The sequence below is a fragment of the Dactylosporangium salmoneum genome (assembly GCF_039532525.1).
In the GTDB taxonomy this organism is placed as follows: Bacteria; Actinomycetota; Actinomycetes; order Mycobacteriales; family Micromonosporaceae; genus Dactylosporangium; species Dactylosporangium salmoneum.
Map to the genome: position 1 here is coordinate 22,780 of NZ_BAAARV010000069.1, position 18,557 is coordinate 41,336.

The window sequence follows — 18,557 nt, forward strand, 5'->3', positions numbered from 1 at the left end:
ATGCGACCCTTAACTGATTGTCGGCGGCGGTGAGCCGGGCGAGCGCGTCGGCGATCAGGAACCTGCGGTCGGCGGCGAGCGCGAGGACCAGGTGTAGGGAGTCGGTGCCCTGCAGGACGGGGATGAGGGCCGAGGAGCCGAACTCGCCGACACCGGCGACGGCCAGCAGCGCCAGTGCGGTGGGCCAGGGCGGGTTCGGTGGAGAAGTGCCAGAGGAAGACGGTCCCGGCTAGCAGGACGGTGGCCATGTCTAGGCCGAGCCGCAAGCGGCTCGATGACCACGCAGTGCGTGCCGGGAGGCCGAGTACAGCGGTGAGCGCGAAAGTCGCCATAAGCAGGTTGGCGAGCTGGACGACGGCCGCCGAGCTTGGGCCGTCGCCACCACCGGTGGTGTCGTGCCTACCCAGCGTCGCCGGGTTGCATAAAGTTAGTGCGTCGGGCGGTCGCGGAGGTACGACGGTGGGGATCGCAAGCGAGTCCGAGGTTCGTGATCAGGCCGAAGCGGTCCTCTGGGCTGCGCCGGCCGGACCGCTGCCCGAGCCACCAGTCGAGACCAACCTCCAGGTGCTGCCTCTCAGCCAGTTGACCTGGCCTGACGCCGAGAAGCTCTTCCTGCGTCTTCTGCAGACTGTTCGGCCGGTCACGTACGCGAAGTTGTTCGGCACGCCCGGCCAGGGACAGCAGGGCATCGACGCGTATGCACGCTTGCCCCTGGATCTGACAGCTGCCGACGCCACCGGCCGGGATTACATCACGCTTCAGTCGCGTCGGGTGCAGGCGTTGACCGCCGCCAAGATCAAGAAGGCGGTGGACGACTTCCTGAAGGGCGACTGGTCGGACAAGACCCGCATCTTTTACTACGCGACGTCATACGACCTGCAAGACACCAAGCTCGACGAAGAGCTCCGGACGCAAGGCGATCGTCTGGCCGGGCTCGGGGTGACGTTTGTCCCTTGGGGCGTGCAAGAGGTATCAGCGCTGCTGAAGGACCATCCGCGCATCGTCGATGACTTCTTCGGCAGGAGCTGGGTCGAGGCCTTCTGCGGTCCTGAAGCAGCCCGGGCGTTGGCGAATAACCTGCCCGCTTTGGAGAGCAGGGAGCTGCGCACGCGGTTGCGGCGGCTCTATCAGGCGGTGTTCTCCGCCCAAGGCGGCATACAGCAGACGGAGGACGCTGCCTCCGAGCAGCAGTTCGTAATTGTGCATGTTGACCCGCGGCCCCAACAGCGCGGCGTCGTGGACGTTGAGCAGCCGAACACCGAAAGCTCGATCAGATCGGAGCATCCGGAGGACGGCTTCACCTACGTCGCCTCGCGCCTGGGCGCTCGCCGCCAGTCGTTCCGGTCCGCCCAGCAGCTCATCGCCGCTGCCACGGCGGACGGGCCGAGTACGCAGGGTGCCATGCCGGCCGACGAATGGCTGGCCGCAGGCAGGTATCGGCTCGTCATCGGCGGCCCGGGCGTGGGCAAATCGAGCCTGCTGCGGTTCGCGGCGGCCGACCTACTCGCCGAACGGCCGCAGTCGATTACGCTGCAGCGCGAGCACGGCGGTGACCTTCCCGTCTGGCTTCCCTTCGGGTTCCTGTGCCGGCACCTCGACGCCTCGACGGAGAATTCGCTGGTCTCCGCCGTCGAAGCGTGGCTGTCGTCGCAAAGCGCCGCCGATCTCTGGCCGCTGGCCCAGCGGGCGCTGCACGACGACCGGCTGATGCTGTTCGTCGACGGCATCGACGAGTGGAGCGACGTCAGCTCAGCCGAACATGCCCTCGGCGTCCTCGAGGCGTTCCTAGGCCGCTCGAACGCCGCCGCGGTCCTCTCCACCCGCCCCTACGCCGTCGACCGGCTCAATTGGCAGCGTCCCTGGGCCCACGCCCAGATCACGCCGCTGACCGACGGGCAACGCCGCAGCATCGCTGCGGGGATTCTGCAGCGAGGCACTGCTTCTGATGTTGACCCAGAACCACGGCTGCACTGGGGCGCCGGCGTGGAGGCATTCCTAGCCCAGCTCGAAATTTCCGCCGACCTCGCTCAGCTGTCACGGTCGCCGCTGTTCCTCACGCTGCTCGCGACGACCTGGCAGGGCGAGCCGTTACCCCGCCAAAGATTCAAGATCTATACCCGTCTCGTCGAGCTGCTGATCGAGAAGCATCCACAGATGCGACAGCGGGCCTCGCACGCTCGCGGCGGCCCGCTCCCCGCCGCCGACGCCAGCACGCTGTTCGCCGCGGTCGCCTACCGGCTGCGCCTCAAGGACGCAGCCGGCGTCGCCACCAAACAGGACATGCGGAAGCTCATCGTCGAGTCGATGATCGATGACGAAGTCCTCGGATACCAGCCGGCCGAAGCCCGACGGCAGGCCGACGCGGTCCTCGCGATGGCCGAAGAAGAATTCGGCCTGATCGTCTCGCATGGCGCCGGCTCCTACGGATTCCTGCACCGCGTCGTGCTCGACCACCTGGCCGGCCAGCACTTGGCGATGCTGGCGCCTGACGAACAGCTCGACGCTGTCCGGCGGTTCGTTCACGATCCTGCCTGGCGCGACGTGTTGCTCGCCCTGCTCAGCGCTCAGGTCAGCCCGCACACCACCGAACCCTTGCTCGCGGCGGCACTGAACGTCGGTGATCACGTCTGGGCGGACCTCGATGGATACGAGCTGCTGGCCGCCGGCGTCAGACTCACCCCCCGCGTTCAGGCCGCCCACACCAAGGACCTCGTGGAGCGGGTGGAGAATCATCCCTACGCCCGGCACCGGGCCAACCTGATCATCGCGCTGGTCGCAACGCTCGCGAGCCCTACCGCCAGCAGCCAGCTGTTGCCCATCATGAAACGGTGGCTCACCGCGCCGCGTCCCGACCCATCCGCCACCATGTGGGCGCTGCGCGATCTACCCATAGCCGACGAAGAAGCCGCCAAACATCTTCTCTGGGGCTTACGGCATCCCAGCGACGAAGTGAAGATCAACGCGGCTGGAGCTCTCGCCCGACGGCTCAGTGGAACAGCCACACCTCGTCCCGCCGCTGGTAGCACTCACCGAGACCGGGCCCAGCTCGTCCACCCAGGCGGCCGCAATCCATGCTCTTGGCGAAGGATGGCCGGATGCTCCAGACACCGAGCGCCTGATCGACTGGGGCCGCCACCAACCGTCCACTGCACTGCGGCTCGTGGCGCTGAACCTGGTTTTCAAGGCCGCTGAGCCACGAGACAGCTCCGCGTTCCGGACGGAGGAACGTGACTGGCTGCTCTCCATGCTCTACCACGAGGCCTACAGTTCGGGGCCTTGGCCAGCCGCAGATCTGGTCGCCGCCTGCGCCGCTGGGAACACCGAGGCCGTCGACTTCGCGCTGGAAACCCTCAAGACTAATGGGCGGACCGGGGGTGATCGAGGTCTAGCGTGGCATCTGGCCTGCACGGTCTTCGCCGATGATGCCCGCTTCAAAGGCTGGGTGGCCGAACAGCTGGCCAGCGAGGACAAGCACAGCCTGATCCTCTACAACCTCGGCGCGATCCCCAAGCAGTGGCGTGACGACCCGGTCTTCGCCCAAGCCCTACATCCGCGCGTCCAAGACGATCTGGCGAAACTTGCTTCTTTCGGCAGCGCCGGTCTGGCCACCGCGCTTCCGCCCGAGCAGGCCACGGCGGTGCTGCTGCGAGGCTTGGATGGTCTGCGCCCGTACGGGGCAGCCCGCGTCTTGGCCGACAAGTACGGCGACGACGAGACCGTCCGCGAGGTGCTGACCGGTAGGCTACGCGGCCCCTACAAGCAGGCGGCGCCCCTGGCCGGCGTAGCCGTTGATGTGCTCGGCCCCGAAGAAGGATTCGCTGTCCTCGTCTCGCTGCTGCGCCAGTCGGCCGAGGACGGACGCCGCGAAGAACGCGTCGTGGTCGCCGAAGCCGTCGCCGAGGCATGGATCCGTCTGACGGCGGCCGAGGATGAACCCGGCTCCGGAGCGGCACCGCCTACCCTCGCCGACTACGACTCGGCCGAACTGGCCACCTTGTGCACAGCTGGCGAAGCCCACTCGCTGACGTGGCATGTTAACGCTGTTATCAACGCCTGGCCGTCCCAGCCCGCCGTACAGGACTTCGCCGAACAGCTCATCGCCGATATCCGAACGCTCACCTCCGGCATCCCGGACACCATCCCGGTCGCCATTCTCCGCAGCTACTGCACCAGAGACGACGCAAGGTCATGGGACCTCTGCGCCAAGGTATGGGCCCAGCTCGGGCACGTGGAACCGGAACTACGCGAAGTGCTGACGTTCGAGCTGACCCGCAGCGCGCTCACCCTTGACGAGCTCGTCGAGGTGCTATCCGAGTGGGAGAAGGAACCCGACTCCGAAGTCCGCCGCATTGCCTTCATCGGTCTGGTTCAAGCGATCAAGCGCCACCAAAAGGCGCACGACCAGACGGCCGGCCCGGACGTGATCACGGACCACATGCAGTGGTTGGTGCAGAAGATCAAAGATAACCTCTGCGCCTACGGCCCAGACCTCGACGACCTGCGGCAGCTGGCATGGACCGGCATGCTGATGCTCGGTGACATCACACTCATCGACGGCATCACCGAGTGGATCGGCGAATCCCGCCCGGTCGCCGTCACCCTCACCAAACTCCCTGAAGGCGCCATCGACCAGATCTTGGTCGACCTCATCGCCGACCATTGGGACCGTCTACGCGAGTACTTCGGCGACGACCTGTACCAACGCCTCGACCGAAGCTCCGGCGACCGCACCAGGAGCGTTGCGGACAGCCGGCACGACGTCATGGCGGCCTTGGCGACGACAGCTGCCCGGTTCCCGGTCATCGCCGAGATCCTGCGCCACGAGGCCGATACCGATCCGAAACTCCGTGAAGACCCGCACTTCCTGCTCTGGGCCAAGCAGGAGAATCGCGGCGACGAAACCGTTCTCCGCGCCCTAGCCGGCAAGCTTGGCGCCACCAGGCACAGCTGGGCGAACCAGGTCATTGAAGCGGTGCTCGACAGAGACAGCTGGGCCGTGCCCGACGACACCTTCAAAGCGGTGCTCACCGACGACGCGCACACCGACCCATCCGGCGCTCGGTGGTACAACGGGGCCAAGCTCGCCGCCTACGTGGAGCTCTTCCGGGACGACGCCGTATCCGGCACCGCATTCCGCAACCTCGAAGCATGGTTCCGGGACGACGAGGCCCACCGCGCGCCTCGAGAGTGGGACGACACGTTGGCGTTGGCGCTCGCGCTCGCTCCTTCGCAGGACCTTCCTGTGATCTTCCTCCGTGTTCATGAACGCTTCCGCCACTCAAGGATGACGCATCTCCTCCCCGCCCTGCTCAACCCTCTGATGCGGCGCCTGCGCCGGGACGCAATCGCAGTCGACGCCTTCAAGACCGCCGTCCGCGAACCGATGGGTATAGCGCAGCAAACTCCTCTGTTCGAGATCGAGGCGGATCCCATCGCCCAGCAATGGCCAGACATAGTGCCGGCGCAACGGGCCTATCTCTTCGCCCTCGCCCTACGGCAAGCAGGAGCGCTGCCACACCACGAAGCCGCCGCCGTGGTGCAAACTCTGACGTCCATCTCACCGGACTTCGTCGTGGACAATCCATTCACCGAATGGGAAGGGCCGCTGCGTCTGGCGGTCCTAGATCTTCTACACGGCTAGGGTCAGGTAAAACTCGGACCCTGGTTCAGTCAATACACTGCCGGGCGGGCTGCGGCGTGGCGGGACGGTGGCGGTGGCGTCGTCCGGCGCGGCGAGCTCTTCGTTGCTGTTGTTGTTGCTGGCGGCGGCGTCGCAGGTGGGAGCTTGGTGCGGTGTGGTGGGACTGCCGTCGTTGAATCCGGTGCTCGCGGCCGAGATGGGCGTGGTGTTAGACCGGTTGGCGCTGCTGCCCGATGTTGGTGCGGAGTGGACGTCGGCGGTGGCCGCGCTGCTGGACGGTCTGGATGTGGTGGTGGTCGCGACGAGTCAGGTGCCGTCGGCCGATTTGTGTGGCCGGTTGGCGGCGAGGGCGCGGCAGCGGGGATCGGTGTTGGTGCCGTTCGGTGGCTGGTCGCAGCCGGACGTGGTGTTGCACGCTGAGGCCGGCGTCTGGGAGGGCTGGAGCAGGGCCGCGGCCGGGTGCAGTGCCGTGAGGTATCGGTGGTGGCGAACGGGCGCGGTGGGGCGGCGCGCCCGCGGCGGGCAACGATGTGGTTGCCGCGACCCTCTGGTCTCTATGCACAGCTGCGGGCGGAGCGCGCTGCTGCGGCGGAACCGTTGCGGCGGCTGACTGTTGTGCAGCCGGCTGCGGATATAACGACGCCGGTGGCTGGTCGTCACGGTGGTGCGTGCTCGGGCGGCTGGACGGGTGCAGCGTCGTAGCCTCGCGTTGTTGCCATTGGCGACGCTCCATCGCGGTGGCAAGGGACCTGGCTCACGCTTGCGGCGGGCCGCGTCGGAGGTCGGGTCGGACCGGGTTGGAGCGAGCTTGGTGGCTTCGGCCAGCACGGTTAGGGCGTGGTCAGGACGGTCTAGCTGGGTCCGCGGACTCGGCCTGCCGCTTACGGACGGCCTCGGCGAGCAAGGCGGGCTGACACGTGGCGAGGTGGTCGCGGATCAGCAGATGGATGAAGCGGTACTGGCCGTCGATGATTTCCAGAAGGCTCCGGTCAACCGCAAGGCGGAGCACCGAGCGCCGGTATGGATAAGGTTCCCGGGCCATGTACATGGCGAGCCGGCTCGCTCTGACATGCAGGATCTCCGTGAACGGGATGAGCACAATCCCGACCAGGGCGCCTATCCACCACCCGGCGAATCCGATCCAGGGATCGAAATCCGGAAACCGGCCGGTGCCTGTGAAGAACCAGAATGGAACATATGAAAGTGACAGAGCGAACGGGAGACCGGCGATAGTGACGGCGAACTGCCAGCCGTTGAGCGTCTCCGTCTCCGTCTCCGTCTCGGTGGTTCGGATGTCCGGATCGTGGGGGTGCTCGGAGCAGAACCTCGCGACCGTGAGCACCAGCAACCCCGGCACGAACCCATTCGCGATGGCGGGGAACAACGCCGCTACGACAAAGGGAACCATGAACAGCAGGCTCAGCACGAGCGTTGTCCAGGCCCGGCCGGCCGGGCGCGATGATCGAAAGACGACCCACGAGCCGCGGGTGAGTACCAGGACAGACGCCGGGACAAGCGCCACGATGAACAGCAGAGACCACGTGATGGTCCTGAAGACCGGCGTCTGCGCGGTCAACTCGGCGGACGCCCACCGGACGCCGGCCATAAATCCGATCGCGGCACCAGCAACGAGTGTCAGCCACCCGATCAGCAGTCGGATCGAGCGCAATGCCGGCACGCCCCGGACTCGTGGAAACAGCCGCCATCGATTCAGCCCATTGGTCGAGTTGTGTGCCAGAAGAGTGATCAGCAACAGGACTGTGCCAGCGTACACCCCGGTCGCGGCGGTGTTTGTGAAGAGACCGGTCGAAATGCCCACAATGATGCAGCACAGCAGGACGCTCGGATGGGCCACCCAGCCTGTGTAGAGTTGCCGGACCGGCCAGCCGAACACCGTATGAATCTCGCGCGTGTCAACGGGCTCCAGCGTGACGCCGGTATCCATACGGGCCGCAGTCAATGCCAGGCCGCGAATCGCCCCGATGGCCTTGGCGACGTCGCGCCATGGACGGGATCGGCGACGGGCGAAGATCTCGACGATGTATGCGTCGAACAGCTCGATGCGTCGGGTGACAGCGTTGCCGGTGAAGAGTCGACCAGCGACGTCCCGGTCGCGGTAGGTCAGCGCCATGATGTTTAGCATGAGCGGCGATTGGAGCAGCTCCCACAAGGCGGGGTCAGTGTCGAGCGCATCGGCGATGCCGCGTAGGCGCGGGCTCACTCTGGCGAAGAAGTCGACGATCTGCTCCTCGCTGAGCGGCTGGATGACGACGGCACCCTGCAGCCGTAGGCGCGCGGTAAGCTCGTCGTACTCGGCGACTCGACTGGCCACGGCGATCCGGCTGAACCCGGCTCGGCGTTGCAGCTCGTTGAGCTGCGCAACACATCGCTGGCGGATCGGTTCAGCGACCTCATCGAGCCCGTCGAACAGCAGGATCAGACGGTCGTTCTCCAGCCAAGTGCGGCCCACGGCCTCGGGTATCCGATATCGCTCGCTCATCGCGACCGGAAGCCACTCTGCGAGGTCACCTGGGCCGGATGCGCGCCGGCTGACCGGTAACAGCGACTCCGTACCGGCACGTGACCAGTCGGCCAGGTCGATGAGGACGGGCAGCCGCTGATGCGGATCCTCGGCGGCCCGGTTCAGCAAGGCGGCGGCGAGTTCGAGCAGCAGCGTCGTCTTTCCCGCGCCCGGCGCACCCAGGATCAGCAGCGATTCGTCCATATCCTCGAACACGCCGGCGACCTCGACGCCGGATAATGAACGGTCGCCCTGGCCCGGCAGGCGTTGCACGAGATGGAACGGCTGCTCGACGGCGGCCGGGCGTTCGTCCAGCGACAATGCGACACGGAGTCGCTCCGGGAGTGAGCCGGCGAGTCGTGCATCGACGTAGCGGCGGACCTGCGCAATCGCAAGGGGCCGGTTGCGCGGGTCGTCGTGGGGAAACAGCGACGCCGGGCGGGCCGGTTCCGAGGACCGCCGCTCCCATAACTCCAATGCGATGATCGACGCAACGCACGCCGAGGCGATCCACCACAGCTGGCCGTCGAGCGGTCGTAGCCAGGCGGGTAGAGTTCCGCCGGTGCCCACGTTGATCGCCACTGGTACGACCACCAAACCGCCGACAGAGGTCAGCGTGGCCTGCAGCGACCGGATGACGAACTTGGGCATGCGCGACTCCGCAACGATGGGGTCAGCCGATTGTGCCAGAACGGCGCCGCCGTCGTATTCACAAGCCTGACGGTGACCAATGCACTGTGAGGTAAGCGAAATTGGGCGTGCGGCACCCGGCGGTGGATCCGTACGGAGGAGACCGTGCAGGTTACCGGGTGTGACGGCGGACGTAACGCGGTCGCGGAGGCGGTCGCGGCGGCCGGCGACGCCGACCGGGCCGAGACGATCGCCCGCACCATCACCAACCCGGGCCAGCAGGCACAGGCGCTGACCACCGTCGCCAAAGCGGTCGCCGAGGCCGGCGACGCCGACCGGGCTGTAATAATCGCCCGCACCATCACCAACCGGGACCAGCAGGCACAGGCGCTGACCACCGTCGCCAAGGCAGTCGCCGCGACCGGCGATGCCGACCGGGCCGTAATAATCGCCCACGCCATCACCGACCCGGACCGGCAGGTATGGACACTGACCGCGGTCGCTGGCTGTGTCGGCATGCCGAGAGCTCGTCATTTCCTGGGTCTGGCTTTATCGATGGGGTCCTGGCTGACTCCGCTGCCGATACTGGCGCAGATGCAGCCGCACATCGTTCTGCAGATCGCGGATGACGTAAAGGATTAACCTTGCCGTAGGAATTAGCCGCGCTTGTCCCTCGTCCTGGCCCGCGACAGGCTACGCGTCCGCGCTACCGCCACTCGTATCCTCGAAACCTCAAGACCGTCTCGCCCGGCGTATCGCAGGTCCGGCTCACCGCACCGACCGAACTCGTCCTCGACACCACTCGCGAAGGACTGAACCTGGCTGCGGAGAGTCGCCCAGTACGTCCGGCTCTGCATCCGCCACCTCGGCCCGTAGAACCATCGACCCCCAACGGAGCGGCGCGTCCAGGTTGGCCTGCGGACGGTTCGGTACATTATCGAACATGTGTGCCAATTAGTGGGTTTGTGTGGGTAGCGGGGTGGGGATGTCGCCGTGGCAGAGGTAGATCATTTCGATGAGGTTGTCGAGGTTGGCGTAGCCGTGGGCGCGGGCTTGGATGAGGCGGATGCCGGCGTTGAGGCCTTCGGTGAGTGAGTTGGACAGGCCGAGTTGGACGGCGTTGATGATGCCGTCGAAATTGCGGCCGACGCGTCTGGCGAGGCTGATGAATCCGTTGATGCGGCTGCGTTTCGCGGCGGTGATCCAGCGTTTCAGGTAGGCCGGGGCGTCGGCGGGTGTGATGGTGCGGTAGAGCTCGCGGAGTTGTTCTTTGAGCTGCCAGGCGCGCCAGAGTTTGCGGTGGCGCAGGCGGAGTTGCTCGACGATCGCGTGGCCGGTGTGGTCGAGGTTCTCGGCGGCTGCGCGCAGGGTCGCGCGGACTTTGCGCCAGGTCTGGGCTGGATCGAGGCCCGCGACGGCGATGGGCCGGACGGGTTTGGGCAGTGTTTTGTGGGCGGCGTCGAGGCTGTCACCGGCCCAGGTCACCGGCCCCTCCGCCATCGTGCCGGGCCAGCGTCCGGTGTGGGCGGCGGTGGGCATGGCGAGCCGGGAGACCAGCGCGGACAGCCCGTGCACGGCGCCGACCGTCTACACGGACCTGACCTGGATGCCTTTGCGGCTCTGGGTGTGGACCACGGTCCGTGACCGGCGGCAGCAGCCATGCCTGTGCGCACCGGGCCGGCCGCTCGACACCGCAACGCAGCACCGCATCCGCCGGCTCCGACCAGCCATCACCCGATGACCGTCTAGCACCACATCCGCCCCACACGGGCCTGGCCTGGCCGCCCGCATCAGCGTGTGACTGCCGTTCGTGCTCGACCAGCCGCGGGAGACCATCGATGACGCCGCAACCCGACCAAGACCCGACTCGGGCGCACTCGCTGTCGGGGCCACACATCGCGGTCGGACGTGACCAACGCGCAGGCACGCCCCGTGGATCAGCGGGCGCCGCCGGCGCCGGTGCGGGTGGGGTGGTGCCGGCCGGCACCGGCGGGTGGCGCAATGCGCAGCTGCAGCAGCTGCAGGATCAGGTCCTGGCCATGCTGCCAGGACCTGATCAGCCGCCCGCCTCGACCACCGACCTCGCCCGCGCGTTGCGTCTCACCCCGTACGAGCAGAGCGTGCGGCTGTGGCCCGTCCTGGACCGGCTCGTCAAAGACGGGATCGCCGAGCGAATCGTCCGCGACGGGCAGAAGGTCAGGTTCTGGCGCCGTGCCGCCGCGGTGGGCGAGCCGGACGCTGCGACCGTCGCGGATACCGGCGTCGGCCTGCCGCCCGCGTCGACCACGCCGACGCTCGATACGGCGTAACCACCTGCGCCCGAAGACACGACTCGCCAGCGGCACCGAGCCAGAATGGAGGAAGGCCGCATGTTCACCGCACCGCTGAGCAGCACGCTGCGTACACTGCCCGGCCTGGGCGGACGCGCGTCCGTGTTGATCCTGCCGCTGCATGACCCGTTCCTCGACCGGTGCCTGACGGCACTGGCGGCCCGCGCGGTCAAGATCGCCCGCCATAGTGGCCGGGATCGTCTGACTCTGGCTGTGTGCGGCGCCTGCACCGGATGCGACACCTATGCCGCCACGGTGCGCATCGCGGCGGGGACGGCCGGCACGGACCTGACGATCTTCCTGCCCATCGGCACCGCGCCGGACACCGCAAGCCGGCTCCCACCGTCCGGCGCGGCCCACCTGGCGCCCGGCCCCATCCCGGACCGGCCGGCCATCCTGGCGTTCCCCGAGTCAGGCGAGACGATCGTCGCGGCGACATACGCCGACGCGGTCGCGGAGAGTAAACACCACGCCGCACGAGCCGGCGCCGTCGACGCCACCCCACCCGGCCCGTACGGCAACCACGGCCACTTCGCCGTCGCGACGCTGCTCATCGAGGTTCTAGGCATCCTGTCCGGTCCACCGGCACAGCTGTGGACACCCGTCGACGACCTGTGCGTCAGCATCGACACGGCGCTGCGCCTGCTGGGCTGGCCTACCACCCTGACGGCCGTCGCCGGCTCGCCGACCAACCGATGGCCGACCAACCCCGGTACCGGCCGGAGCCCCGAACCCGGCTCGACCACCAGCGGCACACTGCCCGACCCAGCCGCCGTGTTCCCGGATGTGGCCCTGCCCGCGGCCGCCGTCCTACCTCGCGGTCACCGCCACGTCGTGCGCGCCGGCACGGCACAGATCGACCAGGCCCGCCGGCAGCTTGCCGCCCTCGGCGTCACCGTCACCACCCACGCCGCCCTCGGCCTCGCCGGACTCCTGCACCACAACCCCACCCCCGCCGGCACCGCACACCCGCCGGCCATCCCAGACGGCGGTCGCGTCGTGCTCATCGCGCCGTCACTCACACCCCGACGAGACCAACCCCGCTGACCACGCCACACCGAAACACCCGATCCCGCCGGCCGACCGCCCCCCACCAACCGCATCCGCTCTCCAGACCCCCGAGGAACAACGATGTCCGTCAAGATCGCCGACCAGGTCGACGGCGAACACCGCGAGACCGCCTGGACGCTGTACAGCGAAGCGTTCGCCGAACTCAACGCGCTGGCCGTGCAGCGCCACCTCATGTATCGCCACGAGTTCGACGACGTGATGGCCGACCCGAGGATCGCGAAGTACCTGTGCCTGGACGACGGCGACACCATCCGAGGGATGTCGATCTACACCAATGACCTGGACGCGGTGCCACTCATCTCACCGCCGTACTTCGCCCGGCGCTGGCCGCAGCACTACGCCGAGCGGCGCATCTGGTACTGCGGGTTCGTCGCCACCCAGGCCGACGCCCGGGCGGCCGCCGCCTTCGGTGAGCTCGTCACCGCGATGTACCACGCCGCCGCCACGCAGGGCGGGCTCATCGCGCTGGACTTCTGCAGCCGCACCGACGAGGTCCGGCATATGAGCCGCGTGGCTGCACCGCCTCTCCGGCGACGTGCGCGCGCAGCGGATCGACGAACAGCAGTACTGGCTCTACGAGTTCCCCTCCAACGCGGGGATAGCCGGACGAAACCCTCGATAACTGGACCTACCGTGGGCTCTGCCGCACCTGGGCCTATACGCCGCCCCGACCGACACGGACCGCCCGCAACGGCCAGTGCCCGGCGCGCCTAGCACCCGCCGCCGACGACCGCGCACCAGCCGAGACGAGCGCGCCGCCATGCCCCCGGACGATCGACGTACGGCCGGACACAGGATCACTTCTTGCGCACGCTGCGTCACGTGCGGCAGCGGTGCGGCTGCCGCAGCTGTCGTTGACGGGCTCGCTGACGACCGGATGGACCCGGCGGGTGCGCGCCGCACGACCAGCCACCGACCGTGGCCGCCGCCATCCACCCTGGCGCGGTCGCCCCAAAGCCCCATCGTGACAAACCCAGCCGCAGGAGAGCCACCCATGACGCTGCACCCCCACCAAGCCTCGGCCGAGGCGCGACCCCACTCGAGGCCGCACCTGAGGGTCGTACACGACCAACACGGCAGCGCCCCACGGCGGACCGGTCCGGCACAGCGGATGGTCGACCGGCACACCACCCTGGCTCGCCAGGGCAGCCAGCGTCGCGCCGAGCAGACCGCCGCGGTGGTCGAGCGCTACGTCGAGGGCGGGCAGCCCATCCGGGCAATCGCCGCGGACCTCGGCATGTCCTACGGCAAGGTTCACGCGCTGCTCGTCGAGTCCGCAACGCCGCGACGGCCGGTCGGCGGCGCCCGCACCCGTGTCCAGCAGGCGACGGCAGGGGCGTCACCCCGGCCGACCGCCGCCCCGTCCGTGCGACCCAGGGTGTCGGCATGCTGACCGGTCGTGCCCACCGGGTGGAGCGGCAGGGCTGGCCTGCCGCTCGGGCCCTGCGCCGGGCTCAGCAGCTGGGCCCTGGCTACGGCGAGCGGTCGCCCGCATCGGATGAAACCCGCCGACCGGCCGGTCCACGCGCATCAGCCGTCCGGCAACGGCGCGCGCTTCGCACGTCCACGCCGTTCCCACACGATCGGCTCGCGGGCCCAGCTGGGCCGAACGCCGTCAGTCCCATCGTCTCGAAGGAGCCCTGCCGCTCATGACCGTGTCCCGCGTACACCGATGGCTCGCCCCGGCTGCGGCTGCTGCGCTCGTCATCGTGCTCCTCGCCGCCGGGTTCGGCCTGCGCTGGCACGCCGGCGACACCGGCCCCGCACGGAAGGCGGACGGCTGGCCCCGGCCGGCCGGGACACCGGCGTCGAGTCTGCCGGCGGGCTCCGCCAGCCCGTCAGCGATGGCGCCGGTCGGAGACCCGCGAGGCTTCTTGACCGGATGGGCCGGTCGGCTCCAGGCTGCGGCCACCGACGGGCAGCACGGCGCCTACGAATACATCGCCACCCGTTCCGCCGAGCGTGACGGCGAGCTCACCCCGACCGGGCCTGCCGGCCAGCTCGCTTACCGGCTGCTGACCACGTGGACGAAGCAGGGCGGCGGCCGGGCGACGCTTCACACGCTTGCCGCTACCGAGCCGGCCTGCCCCGCCTTGTCCGACCAGACGTGGGACGAACCCGGCCGGTGGGACGGCCCGCTCGGCACCGACCCGGCGGCGGAGCTGCACCGCCTCACCGGCACGGGCACGGGCACAACGCTGGCCACCCGCACCGACCCCTACGGCATCGACCTGTTCGGCCAGATCGGCGAGGAGGCCACCAACCGGATCCTCTCCCGCGCTGCACGCGCCGCGCTGCTGCGAATGCTCGCCGACCAGCCTGACATCGAGGTTCGTACCGGCGTCCGCGACCGGCTCGGTCGGCCCGGCATCGCGGTCAGCACCGTCCTGCTCACCCCGCTCGGCCCGAACCTGCTACGCCGCACCCTCATCTTCGCCCCCGACACCGGCGAACTCCTCGCCACACAACGGCAGTTCCAGACCGCCACCGGCGCCCCGGGCGTGCCGACGTCAGACCCGACAGCCGCACCCGACGAAGGACTACTGTTCCTCGCTCGGGCCTACACCGCCGACACACGCACCCCCGCACCGCCGTGCACCGCCCCGGCCTAGCCGGCATTGGCCCGCTGCTGCCGCACGCACCCCGGCGGCATCATCCGTCCCGGAGGCATCGGCGCGCCGCACAACACCGGCCGCCGCGTACCTGGCCGGCTGCCCGCCGCGACCGGGCCTGCTGGACCGCGGTCACGCTGCCGTCGGCTTGGGGCCGCCCGCCGTCGCCGACCACAGCCACGCGAATCCTCCCGCCGGTACGCAACCGGCTCGGCCCGTCCCGATAACCGACGCGCGAAAGGGCAGACGCATGAGCCCAACGACCATCCTCGCCGCCGCCCGGTCGGTGTTTGCCAACCAGTTCAGCGTTCGCGTCGCACGGATGCGATGCCCGGCGCCGTCAGCGGCAGTCGGCGACGACGACCTGGGCGAGGTCGTCGCCGCATACACCGCCGCCTGTGTCGACGAAGCTATGCAGCTGCTGCGGCTCGATCCCGCCACGGCAGCTGACGATGCACAGGTCGTCCGCTTGGCGGTGCGGCTTGGCCGCGCCTACCTGGTCGGCGTGTACGGCACGGCCGCCGGCCCGGCTGACCTGGACCGAGTCCTGGCCTGGGCCGGCTGGGCCGTCGCTGCGAGCGAACGGCTGTACGGGCCCGGCAGCACCGCCGCGCTCGACGCGGCGCGCATCCTCGTGCGGCTGCTGCGCCGCGGCCGCCGGGTCGCTGAGGCTGCCGATTTGCAGCGGGGCATCGCAGCAAGCACGCTCGCCCGCGCCGGCTTCCGCATTGCCGGATCGGACCTGCTCGCCTACGCGGACCTGCTCCAAGACGCCCGACAATGCGCCGAGGCCGCTGACCAACTGGACCGCTACGCGCGCCGATGGCAGCGGCAATGGCGCACACGCCGTGCCGACCGATTGCACGTCGCCATGTCGCTGGCCGTCCGCCACGCCGTGTGCGGCCGCGCCGACACCGCCCGACATCACCTCGCCGCCGCAACGCCCTACAGGCCCAGGAACCGCGACCGTGACTACGTCGAAGTCCAGGTGTACTACGGCGTGCTCTTCGCCGACCGCCGGAGAGCGCATCGCACCGACTGCACCTGGCCCACTCCCGATCACAACTTCGACTTCAACACCGCGATGCGCCGATGAGCCGGCCGCAACGACCGCAGCGCGGCCCGGCGCTGCGGGAATGGGTGCCGGACGGCATCGACGTCACCACACCCACCGTCGCCCGCGTCTACGACTACGCTCTCGGCGGATTCCACAACTTCGTCGTGGACCGGGAACTCGCCGAACAGGCCGGCCGAATCTGGCCGGATTTCACCCAGGCGGCGCATGAGCACCGGGCCTTTCTCGGACGGGTCGTGCAGTGGCTGCTCGGCCGCGGCATACGCCAGTTCCTCGACATCGGCTCTGGGCTGCCGGGCCTGGGCGGGGTCCGCGAACTGCTGCAGCTCACCGCCCACAGGACCCGGGCCGTCCACGTCGACCTGGACCCGGTGGTGGTCGCGCACAGCCAGCTGGTACATGGCATGCCGGGGGTCCGGGTCATTCGTGGGGATCTTCGCGATCCGCAGACGATTCTGTGTCATCCGGCCGTGGCCGAGGTGCTCGACTTTGCCAGTCCGGTCGCGGTCGTGGTCACCGGCGTGCTGCACTTCGTCGCCGACGAAGACGATCCCGCCGGGATCCTCCAGCAGTTCGCCGACGCCACCGTCACCGGCAGCTACTTCGTGCTGTCCCACGCAGCCGCCCTTGCCGGCGACGCCGCCCGGCTGGAACTGGTCCGGCAACTTTTCGACCGCACTCCGACCCCGATGCACTGCCGCACCCCCGAGCAGATCGCCCGGTTCCTCGATGGCTGGGACCTGCTCGATCCTGGCCTGGTGCCGGTCACCGCCTGGCACCCCGATCCGGACGACGAAGACGTGCCGGCCCAACCCGCCCTGCTCGCCGCCGTCGCCCGCAAGCCGCCGCTTCGGCCCGGCGGACGCCACGGCGACGGACCTGGCGAAGGACTGCGCGGTGAAGGCCGATCCAGACCGCGGCTCGTAAGGGGCCCGCGGGATAGAGTCCGGGCTGCAGGGCGAGACCGACGGCCCGATGCCGCGATTCTCCCCGCTGACGGCCAGCAGACCTCTGCGCTGGTGTACCGCGATCAACGAGTCATCGGAGTGCTCGACCGGCCTTGAACAGGCGCGTACCCAAGCCGGACTGCGTTCGTACCGAGAGCTATTCGGATCGACGTTGCGCGCTTCTGCGAGTCCGGGTGATCCCGTCCGGTCCCGGCAGAACTTGATCAACACTTAGCGAAGGACCGCGGTTAGCGGCCGAGCTGCGGGGTCCACGACTTCTGCACCCGGTCGACGTATGCTGCCGCCGCTGCTTCGGGTGCTTTGATCAGGCCGGCGGTGACGAAGGTGGCGATGATCGCTCGCAACCCCGGTGTCGCAGTGCTCTCGGATGTGATGTCCGGCAGCGCCGCGGTAGGCAACTGCTGAGTGGAACGTGCTGCCGCACGTCGAACTTCGGTGTTGTCCGGGAGTAGGGCTGCTAGCCGGCGGATCACCGCGCTGGCCGCGTCGGCTGTCAGGTCGAGGTCAGCGGCGATGCGGGCGGCGAGGTCCGGCCCGTACACGTGGTGCAGCGCGTCCGGGTCGACCGTCATGAGCTTGCCCGCGAGCCGCTTGTCGAGCACGCCGTGGCGGGCGAAGTGAAGCAACGAGCTGCGGATGGCGGCGGCGTCGCCCTGCCGGCGCCGCCGGTGTCCGTATGCGGTCAGCAGTGCCACGAGCACGTCCACCAGCGCAGGCGGCGAACCTCCACGACCAGCGCCGATCTCATCGGCGGCGCGGCCGGTGAACGGTTCGCCGTGTTCGACGGCTCGGAGGGCGTCGCGAACAGTCGGGTTGTCCGTCACCCAGGCATGGAATGCCGGGCCGGTGTCCGGGATGCCGCAATGTTGTGCCAGCTGCCGCCACGGCGGGATGACGGTGAGGTACCACCGGATGAGGGCCAGGTACCGGCCCGCAGCCCGCCGGTCGTCGAGCCCTTGTCGGCTCGTTGTGGCGCGGACGCAGGCGCCGACCTGCGTCTCCCACGTGCCCCAGAGCTCATGCAGCCGCAGTGGACCCTCCGCGTCACGCTGGACCAATTGGTCCGCCCGTATACCGGAGGTGCCGTACTCGCCGAGCAGTCGAGCACCCTCGGAGAGGTAGTTGTTCGGGTCTTCGATCTCGCGCAGCGGGACCGGCGGCCTGGCGTCGGCCTCCTCCATCGCACGCGCGATCGCGGCGTGATGGAGGACTGCCGCCCAAGTGTCATCGGACAGTTCCACAGCGGTGTTGAACCCGGGAGGCATCGGTCCGCCCGTGGCGGAGCGGGCCTGGTCTGCGATCACGCGCCACATGGCCAGCGCCTGCCGACGGGACCGTTCCGCAGCGCGTTCGGCGAGGATCTTTATTGCGGCCGACGTGCCGGTGCTGTTCAGCAACGGCTCGCCGCGGAGCACCCGGGCGTGTATCTCGGCCGCCTCGACTGTCGCCAGCTCACCAACGGGTACGTGCTCGTGCAGCGGCGTGATCAAGGGTTGGAGCTTCGCGGCGGTCAGCTCAGCCAGCCAGGCGCGCATCGGCTCCGACGTCGGGTTGCTGAAGTGACCGGCAAGGCGGGCAGCCAAGGGCAGGGTGGTGGCGCCGACGTAGCGACCTCTGCGGGTCCGAGGATCCTTCAGCAGGTAGACGGTGCCGGTAGTCGCTGCGATGGCAACCTTCGCCACGAGTGCCTCCTGTCGAACCCGTTCCGG

The 18,557-nt window shown here is 68.9% G+C and carries 14 protein-coding genes; 11 read left to right on the forward strand and 3 right to left on the reverse strand.

What is annotated here, in order from left to right:
- Nucleotides 1-459: 459 nt before the first annotated feature.
- The 3 genes from ABD352_RS35155 to ABD352_RS35165 all read left to right on the forward strand — a co-directional run bounded on the left by ABD352_RS35155 (nucleotide 460) and on the right by ABD352_RS35165 (nucleotide 6,251).
- On the forward strand, nucleotides 460-3,192 hold the full coding sequence (locus ABD352_RS35155) for an NACHT domain-containing protein (RefSeq protein ID WP_344616855.1): 2,733 nt from the start codon (nucleotides 460-462) through the stop codon (nucleotides 3,190-3,192).
- Nucleotides 3,161-5,641 (forward strand): hypothetical protein, encoded by a 2,481-nt coding sequence (locus ABD352_RS35160; RefSeq protein WP_344616856.1) that lies wholly within the window; start codon nucleotides 3,161-3,163, stop codon nucleotides 5,639-5,641. The genes ABD352_RS35155 and ABD352_RS35160 overlap by 32 nt, the downstream gene beginning before the upstream one ends.
- Before the next feature lie 67 nt (nucleotides 5,642-5,708).
- Nucleotides 5,709-6,251 (forward strand): hypothetical protein, encoded by a 543-nt coding sequence (locus tag ABD352_RS35165; protein WP_344616857.1) that lies wholly within the window; start codon nucleotides 5,709-5,711, stop codon nucleotides 6,249-6,251.
- Between the two features lie 231 nt (nucleotides 6,252-6,482).
- Here ABD352_RS35165 and ABD352_RS35170 read toward each other — a convergent pair whose 3' ends face one another.
- On the reverse strand, nucleotides 6,483-8,813 hold the full coding sequence (locus tag ABD352_RS35170) for an NACHT domain-containing protein (RefSeq protein ID WP_344616858.1): 2,331 nt from the start codon (nucleotides 8,811-8,813) through the stop codon (nucleotides 6,483-6,485).
- Nucleotides 8,814-8,957: 144 nt separating this feature from the next.
- Between ABD352_RS35170 and ABD352_RS35175 the strand changes: the two genes are divergently transcribed.
- On the forward strand, nucleotides 8,958-9,434 hold the full coding sequence (locus ABD352_RS35175; RefSeq protein ID WP_344616859.1) for a hypothetical protein: 477 nt from the start codon (nucleotides 8,958-8,960) through the stop codon (nucleotides 9,432-9,434).
- A gap of 312 nt (nucleotides 9,435-9,746) precedes the next feature.
- Here the strand turns inward: ABD352_RS35175 and ABD352_RS35180 are convergent, their stop codons facing one another.
- Entirely contained in the window at nucleotides 9,747-10,367 is a 621-nt protein-coding gene (locus ABD352_RS35180) for a transposase (protein ID WP_344616860.1), read from the reverse strand.
- Nucleotides 10,368-10,765: 398 nt separating this feature from the next.
- On the opposite strand from ABD352_RS35180, the gene ABD352_RS35185 reads away from it, so the two are divergent.
- The 7 genes from ABD352_RS35185 to ABD352_RS35215 all read left to right on the forward strand — a co-directional run bounded on the left by ABD352_RS35185 (nucleotide 10,766) and on the right by ABD352_RS35215 (nucleotide 16,944).
- Nucleotides 10,766-11,101, forward strand: a complete 336-nt coding sequence (locus tag ABD352_RS35185; protein ID WP_344616861.1) for a hypothetical protein — start codon at nucleotides 10,766-10,768, stop codon at nucleotides 11,099-11,101.
- 60 nt (nucleotides 11,102-11,161) lie between these two features.
- On the forward strand, nucleotides 11,162-12,169 hold the full coding sequence (locus ABD352_RS35190) for a hypothetical protein (RefSeq protein ID WP_344616862.1): 1,008 nt from the start codon (nucleotides 11,162-11,164) through the stop codon (nucleotides 12,167-12,169).
- An 84-nt stretch (nucleotides 12,170-12,253) separates the two neighbouring features.
- On the forward strand, nucleotides 12,254-12,907 hold the full coding sequence (locus ABD352_RS35195; protein ID WP_344616863.1) for a hypothetical protein: 654 nt from the start codon (nucleotides 12,254-12,256) through the stop codon (nucleotides 12,905-12,907).
- 397 nt (nucleotides 12,908-13,304) lie between these two features.
- Nucleotides 13,305-13,586 (forward strand): helix-turn-helix domain-containing protein, encoded by a 282-nt coding sequence (locus ABD352_RS35200; RefSeq protein WP_344616864.1) that lies wholly within the window; start codon nucleotides 13,305-13,307, stop codon nucleotides 13,584-13,586.
- 256 nt (nucleotides 13,587-13,842) lie between these two features.
- Nucleotides 13,843-14,805: a hypothetical protein gene (locus tag ABD352_RS35205; RefSeq protein ID WP_344616865.1), complete on the forward strand. Its 963-nt coding sequence runs from the start codon at nucleotides 13,843-13,845 to the stop codon at nucleotides 14,803-14,805.
- A 250-nt stretch (nucleotides 14,806-15,055) separates the two neighbouring features.
- A complete protein-coding gene (locus ABD352_RS35210; protein ID WP_344616866.1) occupies nucleotides 15,056-15,901 on the forward strand; it encodes a hypothetical protein in 846 nt (281 codons plus the stop codon).
- A 44-nt stretch (nucleotides 15,902-15,945) separates the two neighbouring features.
- The gene (locus tag ABD352_RS35215; RefSeq protein ID WP_344616867.1) at nucleotides 15,946-16,944 is read left to right on the forward strand and encodes an SAM-dependent methyltransferase; all 999 of its coding nucleotides are present in this window, start codon (nucleotides 15,946-15,948) and stop codon (nucleotides 16,942-16,944) included.
- A 131-nt stretch (nucleotides 16,945-17,075) separates the two neighbouring features.
- On the opposite strand, the gene ABD352_RS35220 is transcribed toward ABD352_RS35215, so the two are convergent.
- Complete coding sequence (locus ABD352_RS35220) at nucleotides 17,076-18,530, reverse strand: hypothetical protein (protein ID WP_344616868.1); 1,455 nt, start codon at nucleotides 18,528-18,530, stop codon at nucleotides 17,076-17,078.
- Nucleotides 18,531-18,557: the final 27 nt, after the last annotated feature.

What these genes read in the sequence shown, in the direction of transcription:
- ABD352_RS35170 (WP_344616858.1), bottom strand. Translation starts at nt 8,813, where the DNA reads ATGCCCAAGTTCGTCATCCGGTCGCTGCAGGCCACGCTGACCTCTGTC.
- ABD352_RS35190 (WP_344616862.1), top strand. Translation starts at nt 11,162, where the DNA reads ATGTTCACCGCACCGCTGAGCAGCACGCTGCGTACACTGCCCGGCCTG.
- ABD352_RS35195 (WP_344616863.1), top strand. Translation starts at nt 12,254, where the DNA reads ATGTCCGTCAAGATCGCCGACCAGGTCGACGGCGAACACCGCGAGACC.
- ABD352_RS35200 (WP_344616864.1), top strand. Translation starts at nt 13,305, where the DNA reads ATGGTCGACCGGCACACCACCCTGGCTCGCCAGGGCAGCCAGCGTCGC.
- ABD352_RS35205 (WP_344616865.1), top strand. Translation starts at nt 13,843, where the DNA reads ATGACCGTGTCCCGCGTACACCGATGGCTCGCCCCGGCTGCGGCTGCT.
- ABD352_RS35210 (WP_344616866.1), top strand. Translation starts at nt 15,056, where the DNA reads ATGAGCCCAACGACCATCCTCGCCGCCGCCCGGTCGGTGTTTGCCAAC.